Origin of the sequence: Massilia sp. HP4 (assembly GCF_005222695.1) — a bacterium.
Taxonomy (GTDB): domain Bacteria; phylum Pseudomonadota; class Gammaproteobacteria; order Burkholderiales; family Burkholderiaceae_D; genus Telluria.
Genome location: NZ_STGG01000048.1, coordinates 138,826 through 151,994, shown reverse-complemented (window position 1 = coordinate 151,994; position 13,169 = coordinate 138,826). Strand labels below are relative to the sequence as shown.

The 13,169-nt window shown below is 65.5% G+C and carries 14 protein-coding genes; 8 read left to right on the top strand and 6 right to left on the bottom strand.

The genetic code is table 11. The features are described from left to right. Positions 1–80 precede the first annotated feature (80 nt). The 3 genes from E8M83_RS18440 (at position 81) to E8M83_RS18430 (ending at position 2,820) form a co-directional block, all read left to right on the top strand. Complete coding sequence (locus tag E8M83_RS18440) at positions 81–713, top strand: RNA pyrophosphohydrolase (protein ID WP_137174813.1); 633 nt, start codon at positions 81–83, stop codon at positions 711–713. 115 nt (positions 714–828) lie between these two features. Then, on the top strand, positions 829–2,331 hold the full coding sequence (locus tag E8M83_RS18435) for an aspartyl protease family protein (RefSeq protein ID WP_170976854.1): 1,503 nt from the start codon (positions 829–831) through the stop codon (positions 2,329–2,331). A 60-nt stretch (positions 2,332–2,391) separates the two neighbouring features. Next, positions 2,392–2,820 carry a DUF1841 family protein gene (locus E8M83_RS18430; protein ID WP_137174811.1) on the top strand — a complete coding sequence of 143 codons (429 nt, stop codon included), beginning with the start codon at positions 2,392–2,394 and terminating at the stop codon, positions 2,818–2,820. 12 nt (positions 2,821–2,832) lie between these two features. Here the strand turns inward: E8M83_RS18430 and E8M83_RS18425 are convergent, their stop codons facing one another. The 3 genes from E8M83_RS18425 to E8M83_RS18415 form a co-directional block, all read right to left on the bottom strand. Continuing rightward, the gene (locus E8M83_RS18425) at positions 2,833–4,353 is read right to left on the bottom strand and encodes a SulP family inorganic anion transporter (RefSeq protein WP_137174810.1); all 1,521 of its coding nucleotides are present in this window, start codon (positions 4,351–4,353) and stop codon (positions 2,833–2,835) included. A 112-nt stretch (positions 4,354–4,465) separates the two neighbouring features. Then, on the bottom strand, positions 4,466–4,804 hold the full coding sequence (locus tag E8M83_RS18420) for a cytochrome c (RefSeq protein WP_137174809.1): 339 nt from the start codon (positions 4,802–4,804) through the stop codon (positions 4,466–4,468). An 8-nt stretch (positions 4,805–4,812) separates the two neighbouring features. Continuing rightward, on the bottom strand, positions 4,813–5,169 hold the full coding sequence (locus E8M83_RS18415) for a cytochrome c (RefSeq protein WP_137174808.1): 357 nt from the start codon (positions 5,167–5,169) through the stop codon (positions 4,813–4,815). A gap of 191 nt (positions 5,170–5,360) precedes the next feature. On the opposite strand from E8M83_RS18415, the gene E8M83_RS18410 reads away from it, so the two are divergent. The 5 genes from E8M83_RS18410 (at position 5,361) to E8M83_RS18390 (ending at position 10,650) form a co-directional block, all read left to right on the top strand. Beyond that, entirely contained in the window at positions 5,361–6,206 is an 846-nt protein-coding gene (locus tag E8M83_RS18410) for a MoxR family ATPase (RefSeq protein ID WP_137174807.1), read from the top strand. Further along, positions 6,203–6,793, top strand: a complete 591-nt coding sequence (locus E8M83_RS18405; protein WP_137174806.1) for a GNAT family N-acetyltransferase — start codon at positions 6,203–6,205, stop codon at positions 6,791–6,793. The genes E8M83_RS18410 and E8M83_RS18405 overlap by 4 nt, the downstream gene beginning before the upstream one ends. A 2-nt stretch (positions 6,794–6,795) precedes the next feature. Continuing rightward, positions 6,796–7,977 (top strand): VWA domain-containing protein, encoded by a 1,182-nt coding sequence (locus tag E8M83_RS18400; RefSeq protein ID WP_137174805.1) that lies wholly within the window; start codon positions 6,796–6,798, stop codon positions 7,975–7,977. A gap of 350 nt (positions 7,978–8,327) precedes the next feature. Further along, on the top strand, positions 8,328–9,518 hold the full coding sequence (locus E8M83_RS18395) for a cation:proton antiporter (protein ID WP_137174804.1): 1,191 nt from the start codon (positions 8,328–8,330) through the stop codon (positions 9,516–9,518). Continuing rightward, entirely contained in the window at positions 9,508–10,650 is a 1,143-nt protein-coding gene (locus tag E8M83_RS18390; RefSeq protein WP_137174803.1) for a YbdK family carboxylate-amine ligase, read from the top strand. Before E8M83_RS18395 ends, E8M83_RS18390 begins: the two co-directional genes overlap by 11 nt. A 7-nt stretch (positions 10,651–10,657) precedes the next feature. Here E8M83_RS18390 and E8M83_RS18385 read toward each other — a convergent pair whose 3' ends face one another. The 3 genes from E8M83_RS18385 to E8M83_RS18375 form a co-directional block, all read right to left on the bottom strand. Further along, positions 10,658–10,996: a hypothetical protein gene (locus E8M83_RS18385; protein ID WP_137174802.1), complete on the bottom strand. Its 339-nt coding sequence runs from the start codon at positions 10,994–10,996 to the stop codon at positions 10,658–10,660. 184 nt (positions 10,997–11,180) lie between these two features. Continuing rightward, the gene (locus E8M83_RS18380; protein WP_137174801.1) at positions 11,181–12,182 is read right to left on the bottom strand and encodes a gamma-glutamyl-gamma-aminobutyrate hydrolase family protein; all 1,002 of its coding nucleotides are present in this window, start codon (positions 12,180–12,182) and stop codon (positions 11,181–11,183) included. Positions 12,183–12,261: 79 nt separating this feature from the next. Beyond that, positions 12,262–13,098: a two-component system response regulator gene (locus E8M83_RS18375; protein ID WP_137174800.1), complete on the bottom strand. Its 837-nt coding sequence runs from the start codon at positions 13,096–13,098 to the stop codon at positions 12,262–12,264. Between the last annotated feature and the right edge of the window lie 71 nt (positions 13,099–13,169).

The window sequence follows — 13,169 nt, the reverse complement described above, 5'->3', positions numbered from 1 at the left end:
CGGAAACCCCACGGACACAAAGAATTTGTAGGTAAAAACACAAGCGAACGTCCGCCGGCAGAAAGTATCGAGGTGCACTTATGCTCGACCGTGAAGGGTTTCGGCCCAACGTCGGCATCATCTTGCTGAACGCTAACAACGAGGTTTGGTGGGGCAAGCGGGTGCGCGAGCACTCATGGCAATTCCCGCAAGGGGGTATCAAGTACGGAGAGACGCCAGAACAGGCAATGTACCGCGAGCTCGAGGAAGAAATCGGCCTGCGCCAGGAGCACGTCAAGATCATGGGGCGAACCCGCGACTGGCTGCGCTACGAGGTGCCCGACCACTTCATCAAGCGCGAGATCCGCGGCCACTACCGCGGCCAGAAGCAGATCTGGTTCCTGCTGCGCATGGTTGCGCGCGACAACGAAGTCAATCTGCGCCTGACCGACCACCCTGAATTCGATGCCTGGCGCTGGCACGATTACTGGGTGCCGCTGGACGTCGTGATCGAGTTCAAGCGCGATGTCTACCAGCGCGCCCTGCAAGAGTTGTCGCGCTTCGTCACCTGGCCAGCCAAGGGCCAGCACGGCGAACGGCGCCACAGCGCGCGCTACCTGCGCCAGCCGCACGGCCGCTCGCAGGGCGCCAAGCCGGGCCCGGACATGGTGGCCGCGGCAAACCAGCCAGGTCCGGCCGGACCGGAATCGCTGGTGCTGGCGCCGAACAAGTAGTCTTGTATTAATGGAAACGGCGGCGCGGGCCGCCGTTTCCGTAACTTCCCTGCCCGCGCGTCATTTCATGCTCCTCGCATGCTCAGTGTGTAAATACCGCGTATTACAATGCAGCATGAACTCCCTCGCCCCGCGCTTCCTGCTGCCGATTGCCGCGTTACTTGCCGCCATATCGGCCCTGGCCGCTCCCGCGCCAAAGGGATGCCAGTACCAGCTGCTGGCCACGCTGCCGGTGCACTATACCGGCCCTTCCCTGAGCCTGACGATCGAAGGGCAGATCAACGGCACGCCGGCCCAGATGCTGGTCGATACCGGCGCCCAGGGCAGCATGCTGACCCGGACCGGCGTCGAGCGTCGCAAGCTGGAGCGGCACCTGAGCCACGAGACGTGGACCGGCATCGGCGGCGAGACGCAGATGTACACGGCATGGGTCAAGGAATTCAGGGCCGGGCCGACCGTCACGGCCAACGAGTACCTGCGCGTACTCGGCCAGACCGGCCGCCCGCCGTCCCATGACGCCATCGTTGGCGCACCTTTCCTGCTGCAGACCGATCTCGAGATCTCGCTGGCGACCAGGGAAATCCGGTTCTTCAAGCCGGACGGTTGCAAGAATGCGATGCTGGCCTACTGGAGCCAGGATCCGATCGAGATTCCGTTCACGGCCAGCGACTGGCGCGATCCGAATCCGGAGTTCAAGGTACTGCTCAACGGGAAGGAAGTCACGGCCGTCATCGACACCGGCGCCGACACCACGGTCATCACGCGCAAGGCGGCCGAGCAGGCCGGGCTCAAGCTCGACGCGCCGGGCGTCGAACGCATCGACGATATGGTCGGCGTCGGCAGGCACTCGGTACCGGCATGGAGTACCACGCTGGACCGGCTGCAGATCGGCCGCGAGACTATCCGCAATGCCGAAGTCGGCGTAATCGACAGCGCCCACCTGGGGGTCGACGTGCTGCTCGGCGCCGATTTCCTGCGCTCGCACCGGGTGTTGTTCGCCATGAACCAGCGCAAGCTGTATTTCACGTACGTGGGCGGCGAACCGCTCGGCCAGCGGCGCCGCATCGAACCCTGGATGCAGCACGAGGCCGACGCCGGCAATGGCGACGCCCAGCTGACGCTGGCCTGGATGTATCAGCGCGGCCAGGGCGTGCCGGCCGACCAGGACCGGGCCAGGGCCTTGATCAGGAAGGCTGCCGACGGCGGGAATGCGGATGCCAATATCCAGATCGTGCGCGAGCTGATCGACGGGGGCGACCATGCCGACGCCGCACGCCGGATGCAGGCCATCCTCGACCGGATGCCCGAAGACCGCTATGCCGCGCTGTGGCTCTACCTGGCGCGCATGCATGGGGGCGACGCCGCGCTGGCGCAGGGCGGCCTGGCGGCGGCGTTCAAACCGTATCCCACCAGGTGGCCGGCGCCGATCGCGGATTTCTATCTTGGCAAGCTGGGCGAGGAGGCGCTGCTCGAGCGCTCGCGCGCCAATAACGGCCTGGCCGAGGGGCGCGCCTGCCAGGCGCTGTTCTTTGTCGGCAGATACCACCTGGCCGCGGGGGACGCGGCGCGCGCGGCGCAGTTCACCGAGCGCGTGACGCAATGCCGGGAGAGCGAATGACGCCGCGCCCGGCATCGCGCTACAATGCCGGCTTCCTCTTCTTGCTTCCCCTGCCCCGCCATGTTCACTCCGTCATCGCACGACGTGCGCCGCTTTTTCTGCGAAGCCTATCGCAAGCACCGCAATGGCGAGCTCCTGACCCCGATGGACGCGATCGCGGCCGACTGGATCGTCCAGCATCCTGAATACCACGAGCAGTTCGAGGACATCGAGGCGGCGATCGCGGCCGATTACTCGGTCGAGGGCGGCAAGGCGAATCCCTTCCTGCACCTGTCGATGCACCTGTCGATCGCCGAACAGATTTCGATCGACCAGCCGCGCGGCATCCGCGCCGCCCACGACGCCCTGGTCGCGCGGCGCGGCGAGCACGACGCCCACCACGAGATCATGGAATGCCTGGGCGAGATGATCTGGGCCTCGCAACGCAACGGCGTGCCGCCGGATACCGAGGCGTATATCGACTGCGTGCGCCGGCGCGCGTTCGCGTGATGCAGGACTGAATCAGGCCAGCTTGTCGTCCGCGACCCGGTAGCGCGGGTCTTCCAGCACATTCACCTCCACCATGCCCTGCGCCTTTTGCAGCAGCTCGCGGCAGTCCGGGCTCAGGTGGCGCAGGTGCAGGCGCTTGCCCTGCAGGCGATAGCGCTCGGCCAGCGCGTCGATCGCCTGGATCGCCGAATGGTCGACCACCCGCGCCTGCATGAAATCGATGACCACGTCCTGCGGATCGTCCTTCGGCGTGAACAACCACTGGAACGGCGTCACCGAGGCGAAGAACAGCGTGCCTTCGAGCGCATAGACTTTCCACCCCTGTTCGTCGGTCGACACCGCGGCTGTCACCCGCTTGGCGTGCTGCCAGGCGAATACCAGCGCCGACACGATCACGCCGGCGATCACCGCCACGGCCAGGTCGAACACCAGGGTGATGCCGGCCACCAGCACGATCACGAACAGGTCGGCGCGCGGCACTTTTCCTACCAGGCGGAAGGTGCCCCACTCGAAGGTCTTCTCGCACACCACGAACATCACGCCGACCAGGGCCGCCAGCGGGATCGCTTCGATCCAGGCCGAACCGAACAGGATGAAGGCCAGCAGGAACAGCGCGGCCGCGATGCCGGACAGGCGGCCGGTGGCGCCGCTGTTCACATTGATCATGCTCTGGCCGATCAGCGCGCAGCCGCCCATGCCGCCGAACAGGCCGCTCACGACATTGGCCGCGCCCAGCGCCAGCGATTCACGGTTCGGCTGGCCGCGGGTGTCGGTGATCTCGTCGATCAGGGTGAGCGTCAGCAGCGACTCGATCAGGCCGACGCCGGCCATCACCAGGGCATACGGAAACACGATGCGCAGCGTCTCCAGGTTCCACGGCACGGCGGGCAGCGCGAAGGCCGGCAGGCCGCCGGCGATCGAGCCCAGGTCGCCCACGGTCCTGGTCTCGATGCCGAGCAGCGCGCAGCCGACGCTTGCCACCAGGATGCCGACCAGGGTGGACGGCACCGCTTTCGTGAGGCGCGGAGTCAGGTAGATCACCGCCATCGTGACCGCGATGATGCCGCCCATGACCGCCAGTTCCGGGCCCGGCATCCACTGCGCCGCGCCGCCAGGGTCCGGCTCCTTGAAGTGGTTGAACTGGGCCAGGAAGATCACCAGCGCCAGGCCGTTGACGAAGCCCAGCATCACCGGATGCGGCACCATGCGGATGAATTTGCCCAGGCGGGCGGCGGCGAACAGCAGTTGCAGTACGCCCATCAGCACCACGGCCGCCAGCAGGTATTGCGCGCCGTGCTGCACCACCAGCGCCACCATCACCACCGCCAGCGAACCGGCGGCGGCCGAGATCATGCCCGGCCGGCCGCCACAGGCCGAGGTGATGAAGGCGACGATCACGGCGGCGTACAGGCCGGTGAGCGGGGACAGGTGGGCGACCAGGGCGAAGGCGATCGCCTCGGGCACCAGGGCCAGCGCGACGGTGAGGCCGGCCAGCAGGTTGATCTTCAGGTAAGCGGGGGTAAGCGACGGCACGGCGGCTCCAGCAGGCGGTAGGCAGGCGGTAAAACAGAATGCCCGCCGGCCGGCAGCGCCGGCGGCGGGGATCGCATGTTACCAGTTGCGGCGCGCCGCTGTACCGGCAGCCCTACCTCTTGACCACCAGTTGCGACGGCAGGCTGGAGAGATACGCCCCGAGGTCGGCCATGTCCTGATTGGACAGCGGCTGCACGATGCCGGCCATGATCGGGTTGACCCGGCCATTGGCGCCGGCCCCGCGCTTGTAGGCACGCAGCGCATGCGTGAGATAGTCGGCGTGCTGGCCGGCCAGCTTCGGATAGGTCGGGTCGATCGCCTTGTTGTAGTCGGCGCCATGGCAAGAGGCGCAGTTGTATTTCTCGGCCAGGGCCTCGCCACGTTTGACGTCGTTGGCGGCCGCGCCGAAGGAGATGGCGCCGAGCGCCAGCAGGAGCATCGTGTTCTTCATGGCGGTCCTCATCGCTGGGCGGTCGTCTGGTTCGACGTTTGCTGGGCATAATAGGCCGCCACGTCGGCGATGTCCTGGTCGCTCATGGAGCGCGCGATGCCGGTCATGGAAGGGTGCTTGCGGTCGCCCTTGCGATACGCCTTGAGTGCCGATTCGATGTACTTGGCCGACTGGCCGCCGATCATTGGCACGCGGTAGACCTCGGGGAATGCCGTTTTATAGCCGCCCGGGATGGCATGGCAGCCGATGCACATCTCGATCTTGGCGGTGGCCGCCTGGGGATTACCGACCACTTCCGCGGCGCAGGCGCTGCCGGCGGCGCCGGCAAGAAGCGCCAGCGCCAGTGGTACCAGAGTTTTTTTCATGGGCGTCTCGTTAGTTATATGTCGAAAATCGCAACCGCACAAAAACTTAGCAAAGGCTTACCAACGGGCCGATTCTATCTGAAGACTTGACACCAGTCTACAAACCGGCGGCGCGCGCCCGGGCCGCGGGTGGGCCAACTTTTTGTCATATACTCGCCAAATCCTCTTTCGCTTTTTTCCCGTCACCCGCCATGCATGCATCTCCGCGCTTCGAAGGCAGCGACAATTACGTCGCCACCCCCGACCTGAAACTGGCCGTCAATGCGGCCCTGACCCTGGGCCGCCCGCTCCTGATCAAGGGCGAGCCGGGCACCGGCAAGACCATGCTGGCCGAAGAAGTCGCAGCGGCGCTGAACATGCCGCTGCTGCAATGGCACGTGAAGTCGACCACCAAGGCCCAGCAGGGCCTGTACGAATACGACGCCGTCTCGCGCCTGCGCGATTCGCAGCTGGGCGACGAGCGCGTGCGCGACATCCAGAACTACATCGTCAAGGGCGTGCTGTGGCAGGCGTTTACCTCGCCCGAGCCGGTGGTGCTCCTGATCGACGAAGTCGACAAGGCCGACATCGAGTTCCCGAACGACCTGCTGCGCGAACTCGATCGCATGGAATTCTATGTCTACGAGACGCGCGAGATGGTGGTGGCCAGGCACCGCCCGCTGGTGATCATCACCTCGAACAACGAAAAAGAGCTGCCCGACGCATTCCTGCGCCGCTGCTTCTTCCATTACATCCAGTTCCCGGATCGCGAGACGATGGCCGACATCGTGGGCGTGCATTTCCCGCGCCTGAAGCAAGACCTGCTGGCAGCCGCGCTGCAAAGCTTCTATGCGCTGCGCGACGTCCCCGGCATCAAGAAGAAGCCGTCGACCTCGGAATTCCTGGACTGGCTCAAGCTGCTGCTGGCCGAGGACGTGCCGGCCGAAGCGCTGCGCGCCGAGAATGCGGCGCCGCCGCTGCACGGCGCACTGCTCAAGAACGAACAGGACATCGCCCTGTTCGACCGCCTGATGGCCATGGCGAGGAACCGGCGATGATCGACGTCGTTCCTGTTACGCTGGCATTCAACGGCGTGCGCCTGGAGCCGCTGGCGCCGCATCACGCCGACGGCTTGCGCGCGGCCGCGAGCGACGGCCAGTTGTGGAATCTGCGGGTGACCTATGTACCCCCCCGGGAAGAAGCCGAGGCCTACGTCGACACCGCGCTGTCAATGGCCAACCGCCAGGCCTGGGCCGTGATCGACGCGGCATCCGGCGCCGTCGTCGGCAGCACCAGCTACCACGACATCGTGCCCGAGATCGACCGCGTCGAGATCGGCTTCACCTGGTATGCAAAAAGCGCGCAGCGCAGCCACGTCAATACCAGCTGCAAGCTGATGCTCATGCGGCATGCCTTCGACACCCTGGGCTGCGCCGTGGTCGGCCTGCGCACCGACGGCCAGAACTTTGCGTCGCAGGCGGCCATCGAGCGGCTCGGCGCGCACAAGGACGGCGTGCTGCGCCATCACTTCGCGCGCCGCGACGGCAGCGTGCGCGACACCGTCATGTACAGCATCCTGCGTGCCGAATGGCCGCAAGTGCAAGCGCAGCTGGAGGCGCGCCTGGCGCATCACGCAAAGGCCTGACCATGTTGATCGACTTCTTCCGCGCGCTGCGCGAGGCCAAAGTGCCGGTCTCGATCCGCGAATTCCTGACGCTGCTCGAAGCCCTGCAGCGCCAGGTAATCCGGCCCTCGCTCGACGAGTTCTATTACCTCGCGCGCCTGACGCTGGTGAAGGATGAAGCCCATTTCGACAAGTTCGATCGCGTGTTCGGCCTCTGGTTCAAGGGCGTCGATGCGGTGTTCGACGAGCAGGCCGCGCAGTTTCCCGACCTTCCGTTGGACTGGCTGATCAAGCGCTTCGAGCGCGAGCTCACGCCTGAACAAAAAGCGCAGCTCGAAAAATTCGGCTACGACAAGCTGCAACAGCGGCTGCAAGAGCTGCTCAAGGAGCAGAAGGAGCGCCACGCCGGCGGCAGCAAGTGGATCGGCACCGGCGGCACCTCGCCCTTCGGCCACGGCGGCACCAACCCGGAAGGCATCCGCATCGGGGGAACCAGCCGCAACCGCAGCGCGGTCAAGGTGTGGGAACAGCGCACTTTCCGCGACTACGACGACGAGCGCGAACTGGGCACCCGTAACCTGAAGGTGGCGCTGCGCCGCCTACGCCGCTTCGCGCGCCAGGGCGCGGCCGACGAGCTGGCGCTGGACGACACCATCCGCGCCACCGCCAGCAATGCCGGCTGGCTCGACATCCGCATGCGGCCCGAGCGCAAGAACCGGATCAAGGTGGTGATGCTGCTGGACGTGGGCGGCTCGATGGACGACCACATCGAGCGCACCGAAGAACTGTTCTCGGCCGCCAGCAGCGAATTCAAGAATATGGAGTTCTATTACTTCCACAACTGCGTGTATGACTACCTGTGGAAGAACAACCGGCGCCGCCATAGCGAACGCTTCCCGACCTGGGACGTGCTGCGCAAGTATCCAGCCGACACCCGCGTGATCTTTGTCGGCGACGCCACCATGAGTCCCTACGAGGTGATGGCGCCGGGCGGCTCGGTCGAGTACAACAACGAAGAACCGGGCGCGGCCTGGCTGGCGCGCTTCGTGTCGACGTTTCCCAAGTTTGCCTGGCTCAATCCGGAGCCGGAACATTTATGGCAATACCGGCAATCGATTGCCCTGATCCGCCAGATCATGAACAACCGCATGTTTCCGATCACGCTCGAGGGGCTGGAACGGGCGATGCGATTGCTCAGCAAATAACGTAGGGTCGGCGGCTACGCTGCCGACGCGGTGATGGTTCGCCGCGAGATCATCCGGCACGGCATCGGAACCGATAACAATCGACGCGTCGGCGGCAGAGCCGGCTGCGCGCCCCGGCCAACCTTACGTTTCCCCTTGGCAAATAATGTCTTTACGCACTGTGTTAGTGCGGACACGGACGGCCGCGCTGGAATCGCTATGATCGAGCCACTCGCCCGCCGCTCGCCGTGCTTCAACACAAGGCGCGTGGACGGGCGAACCAGGACAAACGTGCGCGCCCCGCCGGCTTGTAGACTCCGTGTACATCGGACGACAAGCGCGCACCGACTATAAGACTCGAGGGGAAACGAATGCCAGACCTGCTGTCCTTGTTGACAAGTCTCGCGTGGCCGCTGGCGATTGCGCTCGCCTGGCTGGCCGGCGAATTCGGCCAGCGCTGGACCGGCCTGCCGCGCATCAGCTTCTATGGCCTGGTCGGCTTCGCCCTCGGCAGCACCCAGGTCGGCGCGCTGCCCGCCCCCGACATGGGGCCGGTCTCGCTGCTGGCCAATGTCGCCTTCGGCCTGATCCTGTTCGAGCTCGGTAACCGCATCAACCTGCGCTGGCTGGTCAACAATCCCTGGATCGGCGTGGCCGGCCTGGTCGAGGCCGGGCTGACCTTCATCCTGGTCTATTTCGTCGCCAGCGCCTTCGGCACCGGCCAATTGACCGCCCTCCTGATGGCGGCGCTGTCGATGGCCACCTCGCCCGCCACCGTCGTACGGGTCGTCAATGAACAGAAAAGCTCGGGCCAGATGACCGAACGCGTGCTGCACCTGTCGGCCCAGAACTGTGTGCTGTCGGTGTTCGCCTTCAATGCCATCATCGGCATCTGGCTGTTCCGCACCTACGACGCCGTCGGTGAGGCACTGTGGCAAAGCCTGGTGATGCTGGCCGGCTCGATCCTGGTCGGCGCCATCTTCGGCGTGGTGGTGCCGGCCCTGCTGCGCGCGATCCGCAATCCGCAACAGGACGCCACCGTCGCGTTTGCCCTGGCAGTCATCTTGCTGGTGTCGGTCTGCGATATTTCCGGCATGTCGCCGGTGGTGGCGGCGCTGGCCTTCGGCCTGACGGTGCGCTACCGGCGCGTGGCCTTTACCCAGACCCAGCGCAATTTCGGCGCGCTGGGCGAGGTGCTGACCGTGCTGCTGTTCGTGTACGCCGCCTCGACCCTCGACTGGCGCCTGGTCACCGCCGGCACGCTGCTTGCCATCAGCGTGGTGCTGGTGCGCATGTTCGCCAAGGTGGCGGGCGTGACGGCGTTTTCCCACTTGTCGGGTGTTACCTGGCGCAAGGGCGCGCTCACCGGCCTCGGGCTGGCCCCGCTGGCCGTGTTCGTGATCCTGCTGCTCGAGCATGCGCGCTATGCCGGCCTGAAAGTGGTCGAAGAACTGTATGCGATGGCGGCCGTGACGATGCTGCTCGAAGTCTTCGGCCCGATCATCATCCAGCGCGCGCTGATCTGGGCGCGCGAAGCACCGGAGTCGAACCATGCCGCTTGAAGCCTTCAACCCCTCGCAACCGCTGACCTTCGGGGTCGAGCTGGAACTGCAACTGGTCAGCCTGTCGGATTTCAACCTGACCGCGGCCAGCCCCGACCTGATGCACCTGTTGACGCGCAAGCCCTTCCCGGGCAACGTCACGCCCGAGATCACCGAAAGCATGATCGAGATTAACTCGAGCGTGCACACCGGGTACGGGCCGCTGCTGGCCGAACTCACCGAGATCCGCGACACCCTGGTGGCGGCCAGCGACGTGCTCAATATCGGCATCGCCGGCGGCGGCACGCACCCGTTCCAGCACTGGTCCGACCAGCGCATCTCGGCCAAGCCGCGCTACGAATACCTGTCGCAGCTGTACGGCTACCTGGCCAAGCAGTTCACGGTATTCGGCCAGCACGTGCACATCGGCTGCGCCAACGGCGACGATGCGCTGTACCTGCTGCATGCACTGAACCGCTACCTGCCGCACTTTATCGCGCTGTCGGCATCGTCGCCCTATGTGCAGGGCCACGACAGCCTGTTCGAATCGGCGCGCCTGAATTCCGTGTTCGCCTTCCCGATGAGCGGCCGCGCGCCGTTCACGCTCACCTGGCAGGAGTTCACCGACGTCTACTTCGCCAAGATGGAACGCACCAATATCATTAAGAGCATGAAGGATTTTTATTGGGACCTGAGGCCGAAACCGGAGTACGGCACCATCGAGCTGCGCGTGTGCGACACGCCGCTGACGGTGGAACGGGCGGCGGCGCTGGCCGGCTACCTGCAGGCGCTGTGCCGGCACCTGCTGGAACGGAAAGAGGAAGCGCCGGTGGAAGACATGCCAGTAGAGGACGATTACCTGGTCTACAACTACAACCGCTTCCAGGCCTGCCGCTTCGGCCTGGACGGCAGCATCACGCATCCGAAGACCTACGAGAATGTGCCGATGCGCGAAGACATCCTGGCCACGCTCGAAAAAATGCTGCCGCACGCCGAGGCGCTGGGCAGCGTGGACGCCCTGCGCCACCTGGCGGCGGCGGTGCACGACGGCAGCGACGCCGCCATCCTGCGCCGCCACGTGGAGCGCGAAGGCAGCGTCGAGGGCATGGTCAACGCGGCCATCCAGCACTTCCGGGGCGGTCGCACGACCTAGACAAAGCTCAGCCGGCCAGCGGCGCGGCCTTGCCGGCCCAACTGCCTTTCATGAAGCGCGCCAGCAGGGGCTGGCGGGTCGGCGCCGGGGGCGGCAGCTTGGCGTCGACCACGACTGCCCACTGGTCGGCCAGTTGCTCGCAAGTGGCGCGCAGCACCGGATCGATGTTCGGCAGGCGCGACAGCGCACACAGGTGGCGCTCGATCACCGAGGCCAGCTTTACGCAAGGCTGTTCGCCGTCGCCGCGCGTGGTGTAGTTCGACATCAGGTGCAATAGCGAAGCGACCAGCAGCGCGTCCTGGCTGCGCGGTTCCGACGACGTCGTGTCTGCGGTGGAAATGGTCATGCAAGCGTCTCCCTTAAAGCAGTTGCGGTCCGCAACGGTCCAGCGTGAATGGTAACGAGATGCGAATGATTCTCATTTCATTATTCACGCGTCGGGCGGCGAAAGCAAGCGATTTCGGCAAGCGAATCGAGGTGTCATCGAAGACATACGACAGTCGATTCTTCGCAGCAACTAAAGCGGAAATCTACAGCCGGGTTTCGCGCGCGGCGCGCAGGAATTCGTCGAGCACCGGCGTGCAATCGAGCAGGTCGACGCCGCCGGCGCGGTGGAATTCGGGGTGCCACTGCAGGCCCATGACAAAGTTGGCGCGCAGGTAGCGGATCGCCTCGATGATGCCGTCAGGTTCTGACACGGCCTCGATGCGGATGTCGCGCCCGAGGTCCTTGACCGCCTGGTGGTGGATCGAGTTCACCATCGCCTGCTCGACCTTGGGGAACATGCGGCCCAATGACGAGCCCTTGGGAAACATGATGGCGTGGCGGTGCGCGTCATACATATCGTGGACGTGGGCCAGCGCCTGGGGCATGTCGGTGGCGACGTCCTGGTGCAGGGTGCCGCCGAAGGCGACATTGATCAGCTGGCAACCGCGGCAGACGCCCAGCACGGGTTTACCGGCGTCGACGAATTCGTGCAGCAGCTCGAGTTCGTAGACGTCGCGCGCGCGGTCGCCGCTCCATTCGGGCCGGGTCGGGGTTTCGGAATAGGTTTGCGGCGCCACGTCGGCCCCGCCCTGCAGCACCAGGCCGTCGAGATGGCGCGCATAGTGGCGCAAGGTGATGTTGCTGGGGTGGAGCAAGCCGTTGGTATTCACGGTCGGGATCATGAACACCAGCACGTCGCGCGACATCACCCACTGGGCGATCGACTCCTCGAGATACTGCAGGTTCTTGCTGAGCAGCCCCTTGGCCCCGGCGGCAGGATGGAAGATGCGGGCCGAGACGCCGATGTGCAGCGTGCGCTGCATGAAATCGCGGTTGAAGCGGTCGCGCAGCGAGCGAAAGCGCGAAGTGAAGACGCGGCCGGCCAGGGCCAGCGCATTGTCGCCATCGCGCAGGTAGCGAGGGATGCGGCCCTGCCCGCCTGCGCGCCGGTCGGGCACCCGCACCCGGGTTTCCTTGCGTTCATCAAGGGACGGATCGAGGGAGGGTTCGCCCTCGCTGCGCTTGGTTTGATCGTCTTCGGCCATGGCTATTAATATAACTTCGCCACTGCAGCGCACGATATAAAGTTGTTACAAAACGTCGCGTACTCCCTACACCGGCCGCTTACACGGGAAGGTCGAGCAGCTTCTGGAAGGTCAGCATCCAGTGGCGGCCGGCGACCGGCGTCGTGAGCAGGCCGCGCGCCCCGGCGCGGCGCGCGCGCACGCTATCGTAGTGAAACGATTGCTCGACCAGGAACACCACCGGCGTACGCTGCGCGCCATCCTGCGATTTGATCGAGCTGCACAAGTCGTACGGTTCGATGCCGGTCGCCGCGGTATTGATCAGCACCAGCGATACCGGCGTTTCGTCGCACAGGCGCACCGCGGCGCACAGGCTGTCGGTCCATTCCACCGATACCCGGCGCGGCCCCAGCACGCGCGCTACCTGGTTGCGCAGCTGGCACTCCTTGTCCACGATCAAAACCGCCCCATTTACCGGGCCACGGCGCTGGCGCGTGTAGAATGCGGTCGTCTCGCAATCTGGCGCCAGGCGCGGACGGCGGCGCCGCTCGGCCAGCACGCGTCGGGCGCGGGTGCTTTGCTGTACCAGCACCTGGACCCGGGTATCGAGCAGGTCGGCGAGGGCTTCATGCAGTTGCGGGGGCTGGACCGGCCGCGCCAGGGTGCACCATGGGCCACCGACCGGGTTGCCGATCACGAGCGCCGGCTGCAGCGATCCGGGCGGCAGGCAGCCGAGCCGGGTCAGCGCGGTCGGACTGTCGCCATTGGCGATATACAGGTCCGGCTCTTGCAAACTATCGTCATGCAGGCAAGAATACGACGGCCCCGCGCCCGGCCCCATGCCCGGCGCCTGCGCCAGCAGGGCTTCGAGCTGCGCGGTTTCGCCTGGCGTGAATCCAATCAGGCGGACGGTGAACGGATAGCTGGACAAGTGCATCGGTAACGCGCCTCCCTGGCATTGCCGTGGAAATCCAGCTTAATCTAGCACAAACGTGCGAAGCGAAAAGC